The sequence below is a fragment of the Algibacter sp. YIN40 genome (assembly GCF_057219435.1).
Window position 1 is genome coordinate 1584450 of the sequence record NZ_JBXVVC010000001.1, and the last position, 21169, is coordinate 1605618.

Annotated in this window: 19 protein-coding genes and 2 pseudogenes; 17 read left to right on the forward strand and 4 right to left on the reverse strand. The window is 32.8% G+C overall.

Annotated features, from left to right (window positions below; translation table 11 throughout):
• Window positions 1-41 precede the first annotated feature (41 nt).
• Window positions 42-947 (forward strand): toxin-antitoxin system YwqK family antitoxin, encoded by a 906-nt coding sequence (locus tag AC2D6V_RS07320; RefSeq protein ID WP_484647403.1) that lies wholly within the window; start codon window positions 42-44, stop codon window positions 945-947.
• Window positions 948-1057: 110 nt separating this feature from the next.
• Here the strand turns inward: AC2D6V_RS07320 and AC2D6V_RS07325 are convergent, their stop codons facing one another.
• A complete protein-coding gene (locus AC2D6V_RS07325) occupies window positions 1058-1849 on the reverse strand; it encodes a competence protein CoiA family protein (protein ID WP_484647405.1) in 792 nt (263 codons plus the stop codon).
• A 195-nt stretch (window positions 1850-2044) separates the two neighbouring features.
• Between AC2D6V_RS07325 and AC2D6V_RS07330 the strand changes: the two genes are divergently transcribed.
• The 16 genes and pseudogenes from AC2D6V_RS07330 to AC2D6V_RS07405 all read left to right on the forward strand — a co-directional run bounded on the left by AC2D6V_RS07330 (window position 2045) and on the right by AC2D6V_RS07405 (window position 17231).
• Complete coding sequence (locus AC2D6V_RS07330) at window positions 2045-3433, forward strand: hypothetical protein (RefSeq protein WP_484647406.1); 1389 nt, start codon at window positions 2045-2047, stop codon at window positions 3431-3433.
• 233 nt (window positions 3434-3666) lie between these two features.
• Window positions 3667-4968: a toxin-antitoxin system YwqK family antitoxin gene (locus AC2D6V_RS07335; RefSeq protein ID WP_484647408.1), complete on the forward strand. Its 1302-nt coding sequence runs from the start codon at window positions 3667-3669 to the stop codon at window positions 4966-4968.
• A gap of 417 nt (window positions 4969-5385) precedes the next feature.
• Window positions 5386-6885: a toxin-antitoxin system YwqK family antitoxin gene (locus AC2D6V_RS07340; RefSeq protein WP_484647409.1), complete on the forward strand. Its 1500-nt coding sequence runs from the start codon at window positions 5386-5388 to the stop codon at window positions 6883-6885.
• A gap of 5 nt (window positions 6886-6890) precedes the next feature.
• Window positions 6891-7322 (forward strand): toxin-antitoxin system YwqK family antitoxin, encoded by a 432-nt coding sequence (locus AC2D6V_RS07345; protein WP_484647410.1) that lies wholly within the window; start codon window positions 6891-6893, stop codon window positions 7320-7322.
• A gap of 9 nt (window positions 7323-7331) precedes the next feature.
• Window positions 7332-7385: pseudogene (locus AC2D6V_RS07350) on the forward strand (hypothetical protein); the annotation flags it as partial.
• A 9-nt stretch (window positions 7386-7394) separates the two neighbouring features.
• Complete coding sequence (locus AC2D6V_RS07355) at window positions 7395-7586, forward strand: toxin-antitoxin system YwqK family antitoxin (protein ID WP_484647527.1); 192 nt, start codon at window positions 7395-7397, stop codon at window positions 7584-7586.
• A gap of 159 nt (window positions 7587-7745) precedes the next feature.
• Window positions 7746-8168, forward strand: coding sequence for a hypothetical protein (locus AC2D6V_RS07360; protein ID WP_484647411.1), 423 nt, complete (start codon window positions 7746-7748; stop codon window positions 8166-8168).
• A 310-nt stretch (window positions 8169-8478) separates the two neighbouring features.
• Window positions 8479-9306: a hypothetical protein gene (locus AC2D6V_RS07365; protein ID WP_484647412.1), complete on the forward strand. Its 828-nt coding sequence runs from the start codon at window positions 8479-8481 to the stop codon at window positions 9304-9306.
• A 133-nt stretch (window positions 9307-9439) separates the two neighbouring features.
• Window positions 9440-10261, forward strand: a complete 822-nt coding sequence (locus AC2D6V_RS07370; protein WP_484647413.1) for a toxin-antitoxin system YwqK family antitoxin — start codon at window positions 9440-9442, stop codon at window positions 10259-10261.
• 210 nt (window positions 10262-10471) lie between these two features.
• On the forward strand, window positions 10472-11215 hold the full coding sequence (locus tag AC2D6V_RS07375; protein WP_484647414.1) for a hypothetical protein: 744 nt from the start codon (window positions 10472-10474) through the stop codon (window positions 11213-11215).
• 707 nt (window positions 11216-11922) lie between these two features.
• On the forward strand, window positions 11923-13806 hold the full coding sequence (gndA, locus tag AC2D6V_RS07380) for an NADP-dependent phosphogluconate dehydrogenase (protein WP_484647415.1): 1884 nt from the start codon (window positions 11923-11925) through the stop codon (window positions 13804-13806).
• A gap of 25 nt (window positions 13807-13831) precedes the next feature.
• Window positions 13832-14134, forward strand: coding sequence for a divalent metal cation transporter (locus AC2D6V_RS07385; protein ID WP_484647416.1), 303 nt, complete (start codon window positions 13832-13834; stop codon window positions 14132-14134).
• A gap of 221 nt (window positions 14135-14355) precedes the next feature.
• Window positions 14356-15066 carry a FadR/GntR family transcriptional regulator gene (locus AC2D6V_RS07390; RefSeq protein WP_484647417.1) on the forward strand — a complete coding sequence of 237 codons (711 nt, stop codon included), beginning with the start codon at window positions 14356-14358 and terminating at the stop codon, window positions 15064-15066.
• A gap of 268 nt (window positions 15067-15334) precedes the next feature.
• Window positions 15335-15781: an IS200/IS605 family transposase gene (gene tnpA / locus AC2D6V_RS07395; protein WP_484647418.1), complete on the forward strand. Its 447-nt coding sequence runs from the start codon at window positions 15335-15337 to the stop codon at window positions 15779-15781.
• Window positions 15782-15987: 206 nt separating this feature from the next.
• Window positions 15988-16413: pseudogene (locus AC2D6V_RS07400) on the forward strand (SDR family NAD(P)-dependent oxidoreductase); the annotation flags it as partial.
• A 62-nt stretch (window positions 16414-16475) separates the two neighbouring features.
• The gene (locus AC2D6V_RS07405; RefSeq protein WP_484647419.1) at window positions 16476-17231 is read left to right on the forward strand and encodes an SDR family NAD(P)-dependent oxidoreductase; all 756 of its coding nucleotides are present in this window, start codon (window positions 16476-16478) and stop codon (window positions 17229-17231) included.
• Window positions 17232-17303: 72 nt separating this feature from the next.
• On the opposite strand, the gene AC2D6V_RS07410 is transcribed toward AC2D6V_RS07405, so the two are convergent.
• From AC2D6V_RS07410 to hutH, 3 genes are all read right to left on the reverse strand, one after another.
• On the reverse strand, window positions 17304-17531 hold the full coding sequence (locus tag AC2D6V_RS07410) for a YgaP family membrane protein (RefSeq protein ID WP_484647420.1): 228 nt from the start codon (window positions 17529-17531) through the stop codon (window positions 17304-17306).
• 79 nt (window positions 17532-17610) lie between these two features.
• Window positions 17611-19608, reverse strand: coding sequence for a urocanate hydratase (locus tag AC2D6V_RS07415; protein WP_484647421.1), 1998 nt, complete (start codon window positions 19606-19608; stop codon window positions 17611-17613).
• A gap of 10 nt (window positions 19609-19618) precedes the next feature.
• Window positions 19619-21112 (reverse strand): histidine ammonia-lyase, encoded by a 1494-nt coding sequence (gene hutH / locus AC2D6V_RS07420; RefSeq protein ID WP_484647422.1) that lies wholly within the window; start codon window positions 21110-21112, stop codon window positions 19619-19621.
• Window positions 21113-21169: the final 57 nt, after the last annotated feature.

Genomic DNA, 21169 nt, shown 5'->3' on the forward strand with positions numbered 1-21169 from the left:
AATGCTTTTTATCATTAACTTATAGACAAATATTATAGTATATGAAACGACTTTTTATGATTATTGTCTTCTCTCTATCTTTTGTATGTGTAGGGCAATCAAAAAAGATTTATAAAACCAGTGAAGTAGACACAATCAATGGTTTGGTTTATACCTCAAAGGATTCCATTTTATTGACAGGCAGATTAGTTTATTACGATATAAGTGGAGATAAAAAATTACAAGAATCGACTTTTAAAGCAGGCATACCACAAGGTTTAGCTAAAGAGTGGTATGAGAATGGGCAGTTAAAGAAGGAATTAACGTTTAATAATGGATTGCCTGAAGGGCTGACTAGAGAGTGGTATGAGAATGGTCAGATAAAGCAAGAACTAACTGTTGAGGATGGTAAACCATGGGGGTTAGCTAGGATGTGGTATAAAAATGGGCAGCTAGAGCAAGAAATGAGGTTTGATAACGAGGTGCCTAATGGGTTAGCCAGAATGTGGGATGAGAACGGACAGTTAATACATCAATCAACATTTAAGGATGGTAAACAACATGGATTATTTAGAGAGTGGTATGATAATGGACAGATAAAACAAGAATTAACAATGAAGAATGGTTTCCCTGAAGGATTGACTAGGGTATGGCATCAGAATGGACAATTAAGAAACGAAAAACATTTTAAGGATGGTGTGCCAGAGGGGTTAGATAAACAATGGTCTGAAAAAGGTAAATTAAGATATAAAACAATTTGGGAAAAGGATTCTGGTGAGGGTACTAGCGAGGAATACTATGAAAATGGTCAGTTAAAATCCAAAGGCTTGAGTATTCATGAAATACAAGAAGACAACAAGACTTATAAAAAAACTGGTGTTTGGGAAGAATATAATGAGAAAGGTAAATTAAAAGCGAAAGTAACGTATAGATTTGGAATTAAAATAAAAAGAGAAACTGTCGATTAATAAACTTATAATGAAGCAAACCTCATCAATTCTTCATTAAACTGGTTCGACAAAACAATATTAGGGGGACCCATAGTAGACATATTAGAAATGCTGAAAAGATTGACCAATTACCGTCTTCTTCTCCTTCTATAATGAGTTATAAGTCTTCTATGCCCATGCTGGACAAGCTTACTCTTTTCTTCTTCCTCTTTTCTTTTTATTTCTAGTTTTCTTATCTCTTCTTCCTTTCTTCTTAATTCAAACTGCTCTTGATAATAGTCGTAATCACCACCATATTTAAGAATGAAATCCTTTTTGGGGATTAAAAGACCAGAACCTATTTTGGTCCCCATACCAGAGCGTGCCCAAAAAAGAGTATTCTCACCAAAATCGATAAAAACATGTCTCCGAACAGCACTCCAACTTCTTCGAGCATAATTCCATTCAAAGCCTTTTTTCCCTCTTAAATTTTTAGTTTGGTTATGTTCTGAACTCCACTTGTGGCCAAGACCATCCAATTCATAAATTTTAAAATTACTTTTAAAGCCTCTCCCATTAATTAGCCACAACATTCTTTCTCCATAAAACTCTTCTCGTTTTGAGATTACGTCTATCTGTATCGGTGAATTTTGGAGTTCAATTACTACATTTTGCTTGGTTAGAACATCTGCTCTATGCATTTCACCGTGCTGCCTTATCACCCGTTCAGCGCATTCTGGGCCGAATGTCATTTTCCAATCATAATGCCAAGAAGATTCTGGCTCGTGCCAGGAGTCACAATTTTCTCCTTTAAAATGCGCCCAATGCCATTCTTTAATTTTACCGCATTTTGAGTGTACTTTATAACCACAAGATGGACAAGTTCCAAACGTATTTGGTTGCGGTCTTTCTTTTTCATTATTTACAATGGCCCAAAACATGAATTCATGGTTTAACCCTAAAGTTACAAACCTTTATAAAATCTTGAACTAGATTGTTCGATTTTTCAATCTTTTCCGCTACGAAGAAGCTTCACAGAAATGTGAGGCTTTTCTTTTTGGTGCAAATGATGCGACTATTTTTTTGGCTATATTTGGTCAAAATCAATCCATGACAAATTTATTGATGAAAGTCACATGAACTTTTATAAATACATAACAGAATTAAAAAGGCGAAATGTTATTAAAGCTGGAGTAGCATATTTGGTTGTGGCATGGGTTCTATTACAAGTTTTCTCAATTCTTTTACCCCTTTTTGAGGCTCCATTATGGGTGTTAAGAACCATAACTTTGTTAATGGCTATTGGATTTCCCATTTGGCTAGTGTTTTCTTGGATATATGAAATGACTCCTGAAGGAATTAAAAAAACTAAACAAGTTGATAATGAAGAATCTGAATTAACTAATAGTAAATTGAATAAACTGATAATAGTTTTTTTAGCTATTGCAGTTGTATTTTTATTAATAAAGTTGAATTGGAATCAATCTAATAAAGAAGACAGTGTTGTTGGTCAATTTGAAGAATCGGAAAATTTATCTTCTAATTTGAAAGCCTTGGACTTTTATTTCAAAGGTGACCACCATCATAAAAAAGAAACTCTTTCAGATATCAACTCTGCAATAGACTATTATAATAAAGCGATTGATATTGACTCTTTGTTTGCTAAAGCCTACAGTAGACTAGCTAGTGCTTACATGAGAAAGAGCCTTTCGTTTGATTTGAATGCGAAATGGGAAGAAGAAGCGTATTCTGCTGCAAGGAAGGCGTTGCAATTAGACCCTAAATTAGCGAATCCACATATAATTCAAGGTCAGTTTTTTTGGAGTAAAAGCCATAATTTTGCGCATGAGGAAGCAATAAATGAATTCAAAAAGGCGATATTAAAGGACTCAAAATCAAATAACGCTTTTGAGCAATTATCATTGGTGGAATTTCATATTGGACTTTTTGATAAAGCTTTAGTAAATGCTAAAAAAAGTCTTGAGTTAGACCCTGGGAATTATAGAGCAAGAAGATTTATTGGAGAAGCCTTAATGTTTAGTGGAGAATATGAATTATCACTTGTTGAATTTGAAAAAATTCCCAAATATTTTGCCCCTCAATTGACACAAACATTACTTGCATTAAATCATTTTTACTTAAAAAACTCAAATAAAGCTATAAAAATGCTGGATAGTAATCTAAAAAACTCACCTAAAAATAACCTCTCAAATAGCGCATATGCCATTGTTTTAGCTAGTAAAGGAGAATATGTGGATGCAGAACAAAAAATGGAATTGGCGTTAACTAATTCGGAAGATTTAATTCATGTTCACCACGTTTATTATCAATTGGGTGTTGCTTCAGCTATAATGAATAAAAAGGAAGTCGCTACTGATTGGCTAATAAAAGCTGCTAGTACAGGTTTTCCAAATTATCCATTGTTTAGTTCAGACCCTCATCTAGAAAATTTAAAGGGATTTAAAGAATATGAAGAGTTACTATCTAGATTAAAAGAGAAATGGGATTATTTTAAAACGTTGTGATTATTAAACGCAACAACTTCCAAAAAATCACTCACAAACTCATTTAGGTTCGATAATTCGAAGCTTTCCGCTACGACAAAGCTTCACAGAAATGTGAGGCTTTTTTATTTGACCGAATAACTTTGCTAAACCAAGTTTTTGTTAAACAAATGAGTTAGTTTTAAGTGCTGGTTATATCAACTTCTTTAAAATACATTTAGTATTTTTTTTATTTTTGAGAAATTAATTGATAAATGAGACCAATTTTACTACTACTATTTACTGTTCCAATACTAGCATTTGGACAAAATGAGAAGGTGACAAATCTTAATGATGTGTTCCTTAAAGATTCATTATTACTTCAAAAGCAAGACTCAACCTTGGTTAATGGGAAAGTTGTTCGATATCGTGGAGATGGTAAACTTCGCATGGCTTATTATGTTGAGAATGGTAAGCTAAATGGATTTAATAGACGATGGAATAATAAAGGAGGTTTAACAAATGAAGTATTTTTTAAAGATAATTTAATGAATGGGCATTTTAAATCTTGGAATGAAAATGGAGATTTAATAGAAGAAGGTCAATACATAGACAATAAAAAGTTTGGGAAGTGGAAGAAGTGGACTGAATTATATGGCAGACTAGTTTATAAAGAAGAAGGTTTATATAATGATAATAAAAAGGAAGGGGTTTGGAAGAAGTGGTTATTAGGAGAACAAGAAGAACAACTTATTGAAGAGTCATTTTATAAAAATGACAAAATGAATGGTTTATATAAGTTTTACTGGGAATATGAAAATGAACAAATAAGAGAAGAGGGGCAATACAAAGAAGGTGAAAGGGATGGTATATGGAAGGAATGGTACTCAGACGGTAATATCCGATTAAAAGAAATATACAGAGAAGGTAAACGGGATGGCTTATCTATACTGTGGTACCGAAATGGCAAGAAACTAAGTGAGGTCTTATACAATAACAACAAAGAGGAAGGTTTATATAAATCCTGGAACGAAGATGGGAATTTAAGAGAGGAGGGGCAATACAAAGAAGGTGAAAAGGATGGTGTTTGGAAGGAATTGTACTCAAACGGTAATATCTTTTTACAAGAGATATACAGGGAAGGTAAACTGGATGGCTTATCTATATTGCGGCACCAAAATGGTCTCTTAAGTGAAGAGAGGACTTACAAAGAAGGCAAAATAGATGGTATTCTTAAGAGATGGGATGAAAACGGTCAAACTCTTGAAGAGACACTATTCAATGAAGGTGAAGAAGATGGTTTGTCAAAGCATTGGTATAATAATGGTAAGCTTTCGGCAGAATATATGTATAAAGACGGAAAAATGGATGGTGTATGGAAGAGTTGGTATTATAATGGTCAGCTTGAGTCAGAGCGTATATATAAAGATGGAAAAAAGGATGGTGTATGGAAGCTTTGGTATGATAATGGTCAACTTCGAAACATACAAAATTACCGTGAGGGCACTCCTATTGGTCAATGGGAATATTATGATGAAAACGGAAAATTAACTAAAACGGAAAATTATGTTGACTAACTATTAATATGTTGACTAACTATTAATATGATATCTTCTATAAGTTTTTAAATTTTTCATTTCTTCTTGCCATGATATTTTAGAATTCGACAACTTTTAGAAAGTCATTCACAAACTCATTTAGGTTCGATAATTTGAAGCTTTCCGCTACAAGGAAAGCCGATTGTGAAAACAATTGGCTTTTTTATGCGAAAAACCCAGATGCTTGCATCTATTGGTTTAGAGCATAAAATACTTTATGGTATAGCCACTGGTTTTTCTTGGGCTGTTTTTCGTTTGGCCCATTTCATTGCAGGACAATGAAATGAATCCAGCTCCCGCTACTATCAAAACCTCTTGAGAAATCAAGAGGTTTTTTTATGCCAAATTTCACTTCATTTAATTTTTTTATATTTAATGAAACTTACTAATCTACTAATGAAAAAAATCTTGCTATTTCTTATATTAATTCCTTCAACTTTAATTGGTCAATCAAATCAGGTTATTGACACAGTAACTACTAGCCAACTTTTACTAAAAGGAGATTTAGCATATAAAATTGACACAAACAAACCTTTTACTGGAGTTCGGGTTGAAACATTACCTAATGGGGAAAAATATTCTGAGGAACATTTTGTAAATGGTAGCATAAGTTTGGCAAAAACTTTTAACAACGATACGATTTTTAGTATTGCAGAATATTCACCTGAGAGTTTAAATAAACTCACTTATTATTTTAAGAGTGGGATAAAACGCTTCGAAAGAATTTACGATAAAGCAAGTAGAGTCACTAGTGAAACCACCTGGAATAGTGATGGAAGCAAAAAAGATGAAAAGATATATCCTAGTGCTCACCCCATGCCAGGCATAATGATATCGCTTCCAGATGAAAGAGAATTCGCAGATGACTTAGTTGCTAAAGACACTCTTAAAGAAGACGAATACTTGGCTTACGCTAAAGGGAATAATGAGCCATTTACGGGTGTTGTTACTTTTTCTGGGCAATTGAATTTTAATAGGAGTAAACGAGGGATTTTTATTCCACATGATAGCTACGTTTCTGCAGCCACATTTGTATCTGGAATGATTAATGGGAAATACACAACATGGTATGTGAAAAATGGAAATAAGAAATCAGAATTAACGGTTACAGGTGAGCGTGCGAGAATAAAAGAAAATGGACCCTTTACTCAGTGGTATCCAAATGGACAAATAGCAGCAACTGGTATTTTAAAAAATGGACAAAAAAGTGGAAACAAAACCACATGGTATGAAAACGGGCAGATAAAAAGTGAAGCTTATTATAATAATGGGAAGCCATTTGATAAATCTATGACCTGGGATGAAACGGGTCAGAATTCAATTGAGTCAGTCTATTATCAGGGAGCAATGATTAAAAAAATATGGAGAGGTAAAAATGGGCAAACCGAAAAGGAATGGCCAGAAGTAGATGAAGATAACTATGGTTTAAGAAGATTTATAGACGATTTTTTATCTATCCTAAAAGCCGAAGACTATGATGCCTTAAAAAATTTATTTGCATCAAAAGAGGATTATATAACTATTAAATTGAGGAATAAAGGAAAGGAGCCCTCCAATAAGATACTTGAAAGTATTAATGCTAGTTGGGATGAAAACGTATCTGAAAAAATCAATGATATTAAAGACCAATTACGAGAGCATAATCCTATTGAAATGTTAGGAGAATACAATGTTTTCTATTCCTATGAACTTATTAAAGAAAATAACGCTAGCCAGATAGTTAGCTGGCCAAACTCAATAAACTACGACATTAGCGCGGCAATATCAGTAGCGACTAAAATAGCAATTACACATAAGCAAGCACCTTTTAAATTAGAATTAACACCATATTTTTTAAACAATAAATGGTGTTTTATTGCTACTGATTCTAGTAGTGTAGTTCAGGTAACATATTAACCATCATGATAAATATCTTATTATTATTTATCTCTTTACAATTTATTGGCGGTCAGTTTCTTATTGCGCAAAGCAAGGAAGTTAAGGTTATGGAATTGAAGCAAATTAGAATCAATGATGGTATCGACTCGTTAACTTATAACGACAAACCATTTACAGGTATGGCAGTAGATTATTATGAAAATGACAGCCTTAGATTGAAAGTAACTCTCGTTGAAGGGAAGGCAGAAGGTCTTTCAACTAAATGGCATTTTAACGGGCAGAAGGAGTTAGTGAGTAACTATAAAGATGGAAAGAGAGACGGTACTGAAATAATTTGGTATGATAATGGGCAGAAGGAAAGAGAAGGTTATTATAAGGAAGGGAAGGCAGAAGGTCTTAGGACTAGTTGGCATAATAACGGGCATAAGTTGTCAGAAGCTAACTATAGGGATTGAGAGAAAGAAGGTCTTTCGGTTAGTTGGCATCTTAACGGGCAGAAGAAGTCAGAAGAAAACTATAAGGATGGGATTGGTCTTTATACTTTGTGGGATAGTAATGGCCAGAAGAGGCAAGAAGGTAATTTTAAGGATGGGATGCATGAAGGTCTTTGGACTTGGTGGCATAGTAATGGGCAGAAAGCTTATGAAACTATCTATAAAAATGGAGAACCAGTAAGCAGAAAAGCATGGGAGGAAGATGGAAAGGAAATAAATAATTAAAACTCCACAACTTTCAAAAAGTCACATATAAACTCATTTAGGTTCGATATTTCGAGCCTTCCCGCTACTAAGTAAGAAGCTTCACAGAAATGTGAGGCTTTTTTTGTGACATTATTTATTTCTGTATCTTTAAAAGGTAACTAACTAAAAATTAAAATTATGAATTTATTTAAAAACGCAAAATCTTTTTTCCATAATTGCGAATCAGGAAAAGGATGGGAATCTTGCAAGGAGTATGTTATAGAGAATGCTCTATTTGAGGCTCAAAGTGATGCTTTTGCTGATGTTGATAAGGTTAGTGTTTATGTAGATGCAATGGCTGGATTAGCAAATGTGACTATGCCTGGAAGTAGTTATAAAATTCATTCCTCTGCTTTTGATGAGGTAACGAATACGGCACTATTTTTTGCAACTTTTACAGGAACACATTCTGGTGATGGTGGGCCAATCCCACCAACGAATAAAACAACAAATACACATTATGTTTATGCTCTAAAAATGAATAAAGAAGGAAAGGTTGAAAGCATGACAAAAATATGGAATTCACCTTGGGCTTTTCGAGAACTTGGATGGGCTCAATAATACTTTATTGATTTAGAGTGAATTTTGTTAAATCTAAGAAATCACTTATAACAATATTAAAATTCGATAATTCGATGCTTCCCACTGCAAAGAGAACCAGTTGTATTTGCAACTGGTTTTTTATTTCATATTTACTTTTAATCCGACTTCACAAAACAAAAAAGTATTATTAAACATTTTATTTCATATATTGAAAAAAACCAACCTTACAACAGACCATAACACTTTCCCCTAAGCATTATCGTTTTTAGTAAACACAATTTTTAATTATGAACATTGTTCATATGGGCTTTTATTGAATCTAATTTTTATGAAAAAAAGTATCGTCTTATCAATATTATTGTCATTGAACTTAATTGGGTACACACAAAATGACTTTCAAAAAAGTGATGTTAAAACGATTGATGAGGAGTATGAATTTCTCAACGAACATTATACGAAAGAAAACAATTTTGAATTGTTAGATGGTTATGAATTGAAATCTTTTGGTGTTTTTAATTATGAAAAATATAGCTGTGAGTCAAAGTTTCTAGTGGAATCTAAAACTAAAAATGTAAAAGCACTATTATACATAATTACAAAGGAAAAAGAAAATGAAGATAAAGTTAGATACTTGTGTTTACCTATTAATAACGAAAAGCTTTTTAAGAAATTTATAAAAAAATCTGAAAAAGTGGGATTAACTATGAATGAAATGCTTAATTATTTTAGTGAGCTCATGATATCTAGTCATCTTGAACAACAATATAATTTAAATAATAAAGATATAAAAACTACCGAAGAAGAGTATGAGTTTCTAACCAAAAAATATTCTAATTTGAACAACAATTATTTATTAAATGGTTACGAATTAAAACCCTTTACTGAAGAAACCATCGAAGAAAAATATATCTATAATTATAAATTATTAGTTGAATTGAATACTAAAAATGTAAAAGCTGTTTTAATTACAATTACCAAACTAAAAAGTGGTGATAATAAAATAAAGTATCTGTGTATGCCTATAAATAATAAAGAGTTAAACAAGAATTATGTTAAAGCATCAATTAAATTAGGTGTTAATCTGGGATATTATTTTGCTTTATCAAATTTTTCTATCGTTTCAAAAATTTTGGATAATAGATATAACGTCAAATAAACTTAATATTAAAATTTATAACTTTTAAAATAACAATGGCAAATTCGTTTAGGTTCGATATTTCGAATCCTTCTGCTACAATTCAAGAATCTTCAAATTATTGTGAGGTTATTTTTGTGCTTTACTAACTATTATGAAATTAAAACTATTAATATTATCACTTCTATATTTCCATATAATCCTAGGGCAAAACATTAATAATAAAGATGTTGCAGTCGTAAGCTTAGATGATGTTATAGATATACGTGGTCTTATTTATTATAAAGCAGACTCTTCGTTGGTTACAGGAAAAGTAATTCGATACAATAGGAAAAAGGAATCTAAGCGATATATTATTGTTAGAGAAGGGAAACCTGATAAATTAGGTTGGATTTATGAGAATGAAAAAAAGTACATAAAATCAGAAGAATCTGCACTTGGAACCATTTTAACAGTTGCAGCAGTCACGACAGGACTTGTTATGGAAGTATCTGGTAATAATATTGACGTGCCTTTTCCTAATAGTAATACTATTAAAAACGATAATAATAGATTAATCGAAAATGAGATAACACCTTTATTAAATTATAACAAAGAAATTTCGGCAAAAGCTAATGATAAGATGTTACAAAGAAATCAAATTTCAAAAAATCTTCAGTTAAGTGAAAATTCTGATACAATTGTAAAAGCAAGAGTTGGACCTTATCAAAAAAAATATGAAGATGGGCAAATTGCAATTGAGGGAAACTACATTGATGGAAAGCAAGATGGTATTTGGGAAGAATATTATGAAAATGGTCAATTAAAGCGAAAAATAAATTATAAGAATGGTGTTAAAGATGGTTTATGGGTGCAATATCACGCTAATGGGGAGCTTTGGGGTAAAGGTTTATATAAAGAGGATCGAATGATTGACGAATGGAAATATTATGATAAAAAAGGAAAACTGCTTTTAACAGAAAACTATGACAAGTAATCATTAGTTGAATTGTTATTGCGAAAATTCAACAACTTTTATAAACTCATTTAGGTTCGATATTTCGAGCCTTCGCGCTACAAAGAGAACCTCTTGAAAATTCAAGAGGTTTTTTGTTGCTTAACTAAACTCAAATAATAATTAACACTTGTTAATTTATTTGGAAGGATTTTAGGTTATATTGCGTTAACTAACGGAAAAACCTAGTCCATGAAAATTTTATTACCAAAGATTTGTAGTATCGTGTTAATTTTGTTTCTATTCTCAAATGGAGTTAAAGCTCAAAAAATAAAAGATAATAATGGAATAATAACGTTGGATGGAAAGCCCTATGTTAAATTAATTAAAAAAGTGCAATATGTTTTTGTCCATAATAATTTCTGGATTCAGAATTTAGAAGGAAAGGAATTAATGTCTGCAAAAGTTAAGGAAAAGATATCGAGCGTATATAATAAAGAAAAACGCAAATATGAGGACCAAACATCTTATTATTATGTAATATATTTTAAGAAGAGTGAAGCTCAAGTAGTTCTTAATAGTCAATTAAGTAAAAGAGGATTAATTAAATTGATATTCAAAAATAAATTAATTAAAAACAACCAAATAGACCCAATAGCAGAGCGTGAATTCATATCAAAGCATGGTGGTTCTGTACACGGAATAAAATCAACCGCTTTGCCCGTTATTAAAGAAGACCAAATATTTCATTATGGTAAGTTGGTAGGAAACTTTATAACCCAATCTTCCATTTCAGAAAATGGTGTACCTCAAACAATCCTTTTGGTTTACAATAATGATGGAGAAAAAGTGGCCGAAGCAATTGTACATGAAGAGAATGCGATAGAGTGGTCAGTTTATACGTACAGTGACGAAAAAATGTCTTATGTAAGATATGAAGCAGATGATGATAGGGAAAAACTTTTTAAGTGGATATCAGATAAAAAATATTTATAAAGTTTTATTAAAATTCAACAAGTTTTATAAACTCATTTAGGTTCGATATTTCGAGCCTTCCCGCTACAAGGAAAGCCGATTGTGAAAACAATTGGCTTTTTTATGTGAAAAACCCAGATGCTTGCATCTATGGGTTTAGAGCATAAAATACTTTATGGTATAGCCATTGGTTTTTCTTGGGCTGTTTTTCGTTTGGCCCATTTCATTGCAGGACAATGAAATGAATCCAGTTCCCGCTACTAAATATAAAGTCAATTATTTGTTTATCAGATAATTGACTTTTTTTATATCCGATATTTTCCCGACATTGCGGTAGAGCATCCGTTATATCGAATTTTGAGAAAGTATAAAGCTTGTTTAGGTTTAATAGAAATTATCAAAATTCTAAAAATAATCTGAAACTGCTCAGAAAAAGTCTCTGGTTTAAAAAGTATATTTTTTTGAAGTGGGGTGCTTCGACAAATTACTTGATAGGGGTGCCTTTTTATTAGGGTAGTTCATCCCATTCCCAAATAAGCTTCAAAAAAAATTAAATACAATTTTTTTTCAGCACAATTATTTTATGTTTGAAAAGTTTATATTAATTATATATGGAAGATAGCATTGATATAAATCATCAGAAGCAACTTCGAGAAGTTTTTAACACTCTCACTGTTGGCTCAAGTACATTACCCAGTAAAGAATAGTTAGGTATATAAAATGAAAATATGAATCAGGTTATCTTTATAATGGGTGTTTCAGGTTGTGGCAAAAGCACAATCGGGCAACTATTATCAAAGGAAATGAATATTTCTTTTTTTGATGGAGATGATTTTCATCCTGAAAGTAATATTCTAAAAATGTCTAAAGGTCAAGCTTTAAATGATAATGATAGATTAAGTTGGCTACAAACATTAAATAAACTAGCCATTGGGCAATCTAAAAATAACAGTTGTGTTATTGTTTGTTCTGCATTAAAAAAGAGTTACCGAGATATTTTGAATAATGGTATTGAAAATCATACAAAATGGGTTTTTCTTCAAGGATCATTTGAGCAAATTTCGGATAGAATCAATAAGCGTGTAGATCATTTTATGAGTTCTAGTTTGTTGAAATCACAATTTGACATTTTAGAAGAACCGAAGGATGCTATTAAAATAGATATAAGTCTAACACCGAATACTATTGTGGAAGTGATAAAGAAAGAATTAACAACAAAATCGCAATTCGGTCTGTTTGGATTGGGTGTAATGGGTAAAAGCCTCAGCAGGAACCTAGCCAATAAAGATTTTAATATATCATTATTTAACCGACACGTAGATGGCACAGAAGAAGATGTTGCAATTAATTTCAAAAACGAATTTAAAGAATTATCATCTGCACTTCCTTTTGATAATATCGAGTCTTTTGTAAATTCTTTGCAATCTCCAAGAAAAATTATGCTAATGGTAAATGCAGGAAAGATAATTGATTTGGTTATTGAAGATTTACTTCCATTTTTATCCGAAGGAGATATTTTAATAGACGGAGGTAATTCAAATTATAATAAAACTAAAGATCGGCTTGATTATTTAAAATCTAAAAACATTCATTTTATCGGCGCAGGTGTTTCTGGTGGAGAAGAAGGAGCGCTTAAAGGACCTTCCATTATGCCAGGTGGTGAAAAAGAAATTTATAAGGAAGTTCAACCTTTTTTAGAAGCCATTGCGGCAAAAGACAAAAACAATTTGCCTTGTTGCACGCACATAGGAACGGAAGGTAGTGGACACTTTGTGAAAATGGTGCATAATGGTATTGAGTATGTAGAAATGCAGTTATTAGCAGAAGTGTGTACAATATTAAAGGCATTAGGAAATAATCCTGATGACATAGCTTCTATTTTAGAATCATGGCAAGAAACATCTAACAGTTATTTGTTAGAGATAACCATTAATATTTTAAGAAAGAAGGAAGGTGATGATTGGTTGGTTAATAAAATATTGGATAAAGCGGGAAATAAAGGAACAGGAAATTGGACGACCATTACAACTGCTCAATTAGGTGTTCCAAGTACGATGATAGCATCCGCATTGTTTGCTCGTTATACGTCCTTTTATAAAGAAGAGCGAATTGCAGCTAGTAAAAATTATGAATCTAATAATAGTTCTAAACTTAATGTGACGAATGATGCTGTTTTAAAAGCATATCAGTTTGCTAGAATAATAAACCATTATCAAGGGTTTAAATTAATATATGAAGCTTCTAAAAGTTATAAATGGGATTTGAATTTAAGTGAACTCTCTAGAATTTGGACAAATGGTTGTATTATAAAATCGGATCTTATGTTAGAATTGGTGAACGTTTTTAAAATGACAAATAATATGTTGACAAACGAGAAAATAATTAAACAGATAAAATTATTGAAACCAAGTGCTAAAAAAGTTGTTTCAGAATGTATCTTAAATGAGCTGTCAATTCCAAATTTAAGCGAGTCAATTAATTTTTTAAACAGCTTCGCAATAGCAAATACATCAGCAAATATAATTCAAGCTCAACGAGATTACTTTGGCGCGCATACCTATCAAAGAACTGATGATGATTCAGGAAAATTCTACCATACCAACTGGAAATAATTAACTAAACTAAAACCACTGCAAAATGCCAACATCCGAAACCAAAAAATCTTTCTTAAAAAAAATTATCGCAATTGTTTTAGGCTTTGGTCCTGGTATTTTTGCTATAGGTTATACTATAGGGACAGGCAGTGTAACCTCTATGATTGTTGCTGGTAGTAAATTTAATATGCAGTTACTTTGGGTGCTTTTATTAAGTTGCTTTTTTTCAGGTATTTTAATGTTTGCATACGGTAATTATGCTTTGATTACTGGTGAAACAGCTCTTTACGGATTTAAAAAGCATTTAAAATTTGGTAAGGTATTGGCAATTTTTATTATAGTTTGAGTTTAGTTTAAGTTGAATTTTACTGGTCATAAAATGGCCGGTGAAATTTGACAAAAAAAGTAAAGAAAATTGTGTTGTTTTGTTTAAATTTAGCCATATTGTTTGGTTAACCAATTTGTAAGAGTTATGAGGTTGACAATAAAAGGAAATAAATTAATAATTAGAGGAATCATTGTATAGAAGTTGCATTGGCAACTTATTAGAGCATTAAATTTTAGCATATGAAATTAGAGGTACTTGCGGTAAGCGATAATCAGGAAATCCAAAATTCAATAATCAGTAAGATTAAAGAATTAATTAACTACAAAAATCTTGAACCAGGTGAAAAACTACCTTCCGAAAGGATGTTATCTGAGAAGTTTGAAGTAAGTAGAAGTAATGTTAGAGATGCCATACAAAAATTAGAATTTTATGGCATTTTGAAGTCGATTCCACAAAGTGGAACTTTTGTTGCTAACATAGGCGTTGTTGCTATGAATGGGATGATTGACGATATTTTAAGACTAGAGTCGCCTAGTTTTAAATCTTTGGTAGAAACAAGAATTTTACTGGAACTAAAAACAGTTAGGCTAGCATCCTTGAGACGTACAAATAAAGATTTAAAGCTAATAAAAGAGGCTTTAGATGCTTATGAAAAGAAAGCATTATCAGGAGAGGATGCTGTTCAAGAAGATTTATTGTTTCATCTAGCCATAGCAAAAGCTAGTGGCAACAGTACCATGAATACCTTTATGCTTACAATAACACCGCAAATAATTATCAATTTTGAAAAATATCATGTTTGCGATAAAAATCAGGCCGTTTTAGGTATTAAGGAACATACAGAAATTTATGAAGCTATCAAAGCGCAAAACCCGGATTTAGCGAAACAAAAGATGAAAGATCATTTTAGCGTTTTATATCAATATTGTTATAATAGTAAATCGGCATAAAACGATTTGAAAAATGGGATTGCATGCTCTCATTTTTTGATTAAGCATATTTAGGGAGGGGAGTGTACTACACAATATAGTCAGACTGTATTCATGTTACATTCAAAATGGCACAAGTTGCCTTTTCTGAAACGGTGATTGTCAGTTTCAGAACTCATATTATTTAATCATTAGAATTCCCCGATGCTTGCGTCGGGTGTAGCGTAAATCATTAGAATTCCCCGATGCTTGCGTCAGGTGTAGCGTAAAGATATGTAATTTTGGCATTATGAGTGAGCATATTCATAAGAGTCATAATAAAAGTTTGTTACTATATCATTTGGTTTGTCCGATAAAATATAGGAGAAAAGTTTTGACAGCAGAAGTTTCACAAACGTTGTGTAATATATGTTTAGAAATATCGGCGCGTTATGAGATACATTTTTTAGAAATAGGTTGTGATGAGGACCACGTTCATTTTTTGATTCAAAGTGTTCCTATGATGTCTGCAAAGAAAATATCAAACACGATTAAGAGTTTGATAGCTAGAGAAATTTTCAGATTGCATCCAGAAATAAAGAGGTTTTTATGGGGTGGAAAATTTTGGACAAGTGGTTATTATATTAACACAGTTGGTCAATATGCAAATGAAGAAGTTATTAAGAAATATGTTCAAGGACAAGGAAATAGTCAGAGTTATGAAAAAATACATACTTCACAGTTGAAGTTATTTTGATACCTCGCATGCTTGAGTCGAGGTAGTTCATTACTAAAAAACGAAACAGATGAAAATTAAAGGCTTACGTTGGTGGATTATTACATTAATTTGTCTTGCCACAGTTATCAATTATATTGATAGAACTGCTTTTGGGGTCATGTGTGGATAGGGCGGTCAAAGTGAGCCACCTCGGGCGGATTAAACTGAGCAGTGTAAATGAAGTGCTAAAAGTTGATTCTACATTTTTCGCTTCAAGAGCAGCTATTCCATTTCTTAAAAAAGGCGAAAATGCTTCAATTATAAACTATACGTCAAATGCTGGATGGAATGCAGGAGGATCTGGAACTGGTATCTACGGAACATCCAAAGCTGGAGTTCATATAATTACTAGAGCATTAGCAAAAGATTTAGCCGAATATGGTATTAGAGTAAATGCGGTTTCCCCTGGTACAATAGACACACCTTTTCATGCTCAAATTAAATCAACAAAACCAGAAGTTTTTGCCTCTTGGAAGAATAACATTATGTTAGGGAGATTAGGACAACCTGAAGAGGTTGCTTCAGTTGTTTCATTCTTAGCAAGTGAAAATGCCTTGTTCATAACGGCAGAAACTATCCAAATTGGAGGTGGACAAGGTATAGGAATCTAAATTTTAATATTTTTACTGATTAATCAGTAATTGACTATTAACTTTAGAACCAAAATATTAAAATGAGTAAATTAAAAGGAAAAGTAGCTGTAGTTACCGGAGGTTCTAGAGATATTGGTCGAGCAATATCTCTCAAGTTGGCAAAAGAAGGAGCTAAAGTAGTTGTTAACTATTATAATTCTGAATCTGGTGCTAAGGAAACAGTGAATGCAATAAAATCTTTTGGAGGTGACGCTATTGCGGTTAAAGCCGATGTATCAAATCTAGATGATATTAAGAGTTTTAAAGTAAAGGTGATTGAGGCATTTGGTGATAAAATTGATGTTTTAGTTAATAATGCAGGTGGTCTTTTTGCGCGCAAAACATTGCAAGAGTTGGATGAATCATTTTTTAACTTAGTTATGGATGTTAATTTCAAGTCGACAGTTTTTGTTATGCAAACATTTGATCCTTTAATGGGAAAAGGAAGTTCGATTATCAATCTTTCTTCTCAAGCAGCTAGAGATGGTGGTGGTGGTGGATCTTCACTTTATGCTTCTTCAAAAGGTGCTGTCACAACGTTTACAAGGTCAATGTCTAAAGAGCTTGGGCAAAAAGGTATTCGTGTTAATGCCGTTTGTCCAGGATTAATTGGAACTAAATTTCACGATGATTTCACAAAAGATGAAGTTCGTACTAAAGTAGCAGCTGGGACACCTTTAAGAAGAGAAGGAAAAGCTGAAGAAGTTGCTGATTTAGTAGCTTATTTAGCTTCAGATGAATCATCTTTCTTAACAGGCAATAACATTGATATTGACGGCGGATTAGCCTTTAGTTAATTGATAATTAATTTTAAAAAACAACCTTATGAAAGTTTCATAAGGTTGTTTTTTTTAATAGAAATTGTTTGGTTATTTCCCATTCTGAATGGGTTCTGAGTCAGGCATAATTTTGTTAAGAACAAAATAAACTGGACAAAATTTAGTAATTGGACTAATAATTTGAAGTACAGCCACAGCTCCAGCTAAATATAGCCATTGTACATTAATGGTCGCTGCAAGAATAACACTTAGTCCATAAAGAACACCAACAATAGCATCATGTAATCTAATTTTGGTGTGAGTGCGATTGGTTGCCATAGATAGTTGTTTTAATTATTATCAATATGGATAATTCTTAAAATTACGAAAATATTTTTAATTTATTCCTTTGCGTAATTTAAAATAAACCCTCTAAGATGTTGTTTTCTACTATATTAGGTAACGTAACTTTTAAGCTGGGTGTTCGCTCCATTTCTCTTTTAATAGCAAATAGCGCTTCGTCATTTCTAGCCCAACTTCTTCTAGAAATGCCGTTGTTAACATCATAAAAAAGCATGCTTTTTAGCCGTTCTTTGGCTTCTAATGTCCCATCGAGTAATAATCCAAATCCACCATTTATAACTTCTCCCCAACCAACACCGCCACCATTGTGAATAGATACCCAAGTTGCACCTCTAAAACTATCACCAATAACATTATGAATTGCCATATCCGCCGTGAATTTGCTACCATCATATATGTTTGATGTTTCTCGGTAAGGGGAATCTGTTCCGCTTACATCGTGATGGTCTCTGCCTAAAAGCACTGGACCTATTTTGCCTGTAGCTACGGCATTATTAAATGCTTCTGCTATTTTTATACGCCCTTCGGCATCTGCATATAGAATGCGTGCTTGAGAACCTACAACCAAATTATTTTCTTTGGCGTTTTTAATCCAAGTGATATTATCTTGCATTTGTAATTTAATCTCTTCAGGTGCAGACTCCATGACACTTTGCATTACTAATGCTGCGATGCTATCTGTTATATCTAAATCTTGAGATTTCCCAGAGGTACACACCCAACGAAATGGGCCAAATCCATAATCGAAACACATAGGTCCTAATATATCTTGAACATAGGATGGATATTTAAAGTCGATGTTATTTTGAGCCATCACATCTGCTCCAGCACGGGAAGCTTCAAGTAAAAAAGCATTGCCATAATCGAAAAAATAAGTGCCTTTAGCAACATGCTTGTTGATGGCAGATGCATGTCTTCGAAGTGATTCCTGAACTTTTTCTTTAAACCATTCAGGATTTTCACGAAGCATCTGGTTCGCGTGTTCAAATGAAATACCAACAGGGTAATAACCTCCTGTCCAAGGTATGTGTAATGATGTTTGATCAGATCCTACATGAATGAAAATGTTCTCTTCATCAAAGCGTTCCCAGACATCCACTATATTTCCAATATAAGCAATGGATACAATTTCATTTTCAAATTGCGCTTTCTTTGTGCGTATTAAGAGGTCGTCCATATTATCAATTAAGACATCAACCCAATTTTGTTCATAGCGTTTCGTTGCTGCTTTCGGATTAACTTCTGCACAAATAGTTATGCACCCCGCAATATTACCAGCTTTTGGCTGAGCACCACTCATACCACCCAATCCTGCGGTTAAAAATATTTTACCAGCTGGGGTTTCTTCTTTTGGTAAAATCTTTCTAAAGGCGTTCATCACAGTTATGGTTGTGCCATGAACAATCCCCTGTGGGCCAATATACATAAAAGACCCAGCCGTCATTTGTCCATACTGCGTAACACCTAACGCATTAAATTTTTCCCAATCATCTGGTTGCGAATAATTTGGAATCATCATACCATTTGTAACAACCACCCTAGGCGCATTTTTAGATGATGGAAATAATCCCATAGGGTGACCAGAATACATGTGCAACGTTTGCTCGTCTGTCATAGTAGCTAAGTATTGCATAGTGATTAGATATTGCGCCCAATTCTGAAAAACACTTCCGTTTCCTCCATAGGTTATTAGCTCTTCCGGGTGCTGTGCCACATCTGGATTCAAGTTATTTTGAATCATCAACATGATGGATGCGGCTTGTAATGATTTTGCTGGATAATCATTTATAGGCCTTGCATAAAAAGCGTAATTAGGTTTAAAACGATACATATAAATACGTCCAAAATCTTTTAATTCTTGAGCGAATTCTTCTGCCAATATTTTGTGCCATTTACTCGGAAAATACCTTAGAGCATTTCGAATTGCTAATTGCTTTTCTTCTATTGAAAGAATGTCTTTTCTCTTGGGAGCTCTATTTATATTTTTTGGATATGCTTTTTTATTAGGCAATTCCGTTGGTATACCTTGAAGGATGTTTTCTTTAAATGTCATAGTTCTATTTTTATTGAACGATAATAGATTGTGTTTTTACAAGGCTAATCATTTCATATATGTCATCTTTCAAAAGCCTGTCGTCTTCTAATTTTTTGACTTTGTTCCGTATTATTTTGTGATTTTCTTCTAATATTTCTGAAAATTTGTTTGGTCTTCTAAATTCCATCGCTTGGGCAGCATACATAAGTTCTATAGCTAGAATTTTTTCAATGTTTTCTAGGATCTGATTAAATTTCCGACTCGAAATACTTCCCATCGATACATGATCTTCTTGCCCTAGTGATGTAGGGATACTATCGGCTGAAGGCGGAAAACATAAGGATTTATTTTCGGTTACTAAAGCCGCTGTAGTGTATTGTGGAATCATAAAACCTGAGTTTAGTCCACCTCCAGTGGTTAGTAAACGAGGTAAGCCATATTTGCCTTCGATTAATAAATAACAACGTCTATCTGAAATATTTCCAAGTTCTGATGCGGCTATAGATGCATAATCCAAGGCCATAGCTAATGGTTGACCGTGAAAGTTACCTCCCGAAATAGCTTCTGTATCACTTAAAACAATGGGGTTATCGGTAACAGAATTCATTTCTATTTCGGCTAATTCTTTTAAGTGATAGTATGCGTTTCTCGATGCGCCATGTACTTGTGGGATACATCGCATAGAGTATGGATCTTGTACACGTTCACAATCTTCATGAGACATAATGTTTTCAGAATCTTTAAATAACATGCGCATTCGTTTAGCGACCTTCAAATTCCCTTTAAATGGTCTTATGGTGTGAAGCGCTTTCTTAAATGGCGAAGCACTGCCTTTATAACCTTCAATGCTCATGGCACCAGCAACATCAGCTAAATTAAGCAGGTATTTCATTTTATTTAAACCAAGAATGGCATGGGCTAGAATGAATTGCGTACCATTTATTAAACCTAAACCTTCTTTAGCTTGAAGTTGCATAGGGTTTAAATTATAATCTATTAATACTTTTTTCGCAGGATGAATAGTATTATTTATCCAAAACTCACCTTCTCCTAACAATGGTAAAAACAGATGGGATAATGGTGCCAAATCACCAGATGCACCAACCGAACCCTGTTCTGGTACAACAGGTAATAAATCATTTTCTATAAAATATAGAATGCGTTCTATCAATTCCAAACGCACGCCAGAAAAACCTTGACACAAAGCATGCACTTTACAAATCATCATGATTTTAGAAAGTTGCTTATCAATCGCGTTCCCAACACCAACAGCATGGGTAATTAATAAATTCTCTTGAAGTTTGTTAGTTTCATATGGTGTTATTTGTACATCGCACAACGGCCCAAAACCAGTATTTATGCCATATATAGCTTTGTTAGAACTGGCCATAGTCTCAACTTTCTTTCTACAAGCATTTACCTTGTCTGCTGTTTCTTGAGTAATTAGGGCTTGTATTTCATCCTTTGCAATAGCCATTACTTTGTCTGAAGTGAGTATATCAATTCCGTATTTAAAGACCATAAGTTTTTTAGTTTGAACTTAACAAAGTTATCTGTATTTTTGATTCATAATAAGACT

Bases quoted from the DNA above. Each gene is read 5' to 3' on its own strand.
- AC2D6V_RS07320 (WP_484647403.1), top strand. From the start codon at position 42: ATGAAACGACTTTTTATGATTATTGTCTTCTCTCTATCTTTTGTATGT.
- AC2D6V_RS07325 (WP_484647405.1), bottom strand. From the start codon at position 1,849: ATGTTTTGGGCCATTGTAAATAATGAAAAAGAAAGACCGCAACCAAAT.
- AC2D6V_RS07330 (WP_484647406.1), top strand. From the start codon at position 2,045: ATGAACTTTTATAAATACATAACAGAATTAAAAAGGCGAAATGTTATT.
- AC2D6V_RS07335 (WP_484647408.1), top strand. From the start codon at position 3,667: ATGAGACCAATTTTACTACTACTATTTACTGTTCCAATACTAGCATTT.
- AC2D6V_RS07340 (WP_484647409.1), top strand. From the start codon at position 5,386: ATGAAAAAAATCTTGCTATTTCTTATATTAATTCCTTCAACTTTAATT.
- AC2D6V_RS07345 (WP_484647410.1), top strand. From the start codon at position 6,891: ATGATAAATATCTTATTATTATTTATCTCTTTACAATTTATTGGCGGT.
- AC2D6V_RS07360 (WP_484647411.1), top strand. From the start codon at position 7,746: ATGAATTTATTTAAAAACGCAAAATCTTTTTTCCATAATTGCGAATCA.
- AC2D6V_RS07365 (WP_484647412.1), top strand. From the start codon at position 8,479: ATGAAAAAAAGTATCGTCTTATCAATATTATTGTCATTGAACTTAATT.
- AC2D6V_RS07370 (WP_484647413.1), top strand. From the start codon at position 9,440: ATGAAATTAAAACTATTAATATTATCACTTCTATATTTCCATATAATC.
- AC2D6V_RS07375 (WP_484647414.1), top strand. From the start codon at position 10,472: ATGAAAATTTTATTACCAAAGATTTGTAGTATCGTGTTAATTTTGTTT.
- gndA (WP_484647415.1), top strand. From the start codon at position 11,923: ATGAATCAGGTTATCTTTATAATGGGTGTTTCAGGTTGTGGCAAAAGC.
- AC2D6V_RS07385 (WP_484647416.1), top strand. From the start codon at position 13,832: ATGCCAACATCCGAAACCAAAAAATCTTTCTTAAAAAAAATTATCGCA.
- AC2D6V_RS07390 (WP_484647417.1), top strand. From the start codon at position 14,356: ATGAAATTAGAGGTACTTGCGGTAAGCGATAATCAGGAAATCCAAAAT.
- tnpA (WP_484647418.1), top strand. From the start codon at position 15,335: ATGAGTGAGCATATTCATAAGAGTCATAATAAAAGTTTGTTACTATAT.
- AC2D6V_RS07405 (WP_484647419.1), top strand. From the start codon at position 16,476: ATGAGTAAATTAAAAGGAAAAGTAGCTGTAGTTACCGGAGGTTCTAGA.
- AC2D6V_RS07410 (WP_484647420.1), bottom strand. From the start codon at position 17,531: ATGGCAACCAATCGCACTCACACCAAAATTAGATTACATGATGCTATT.
- AC2D6V_RS07415 (WP_484647421.1), bottom strand. From the start codon at position 19,608: ATGACATTTAAAGAAAACATCCTTCAAGGTATACCAACGGAATTGCCT.
- hutH (WP_484647422.1), bottom strand. From the start codon at position 21,112: ATGGTCTTTAAATACGGAATTGATATACTCACTTCAGACAAAGTAATG.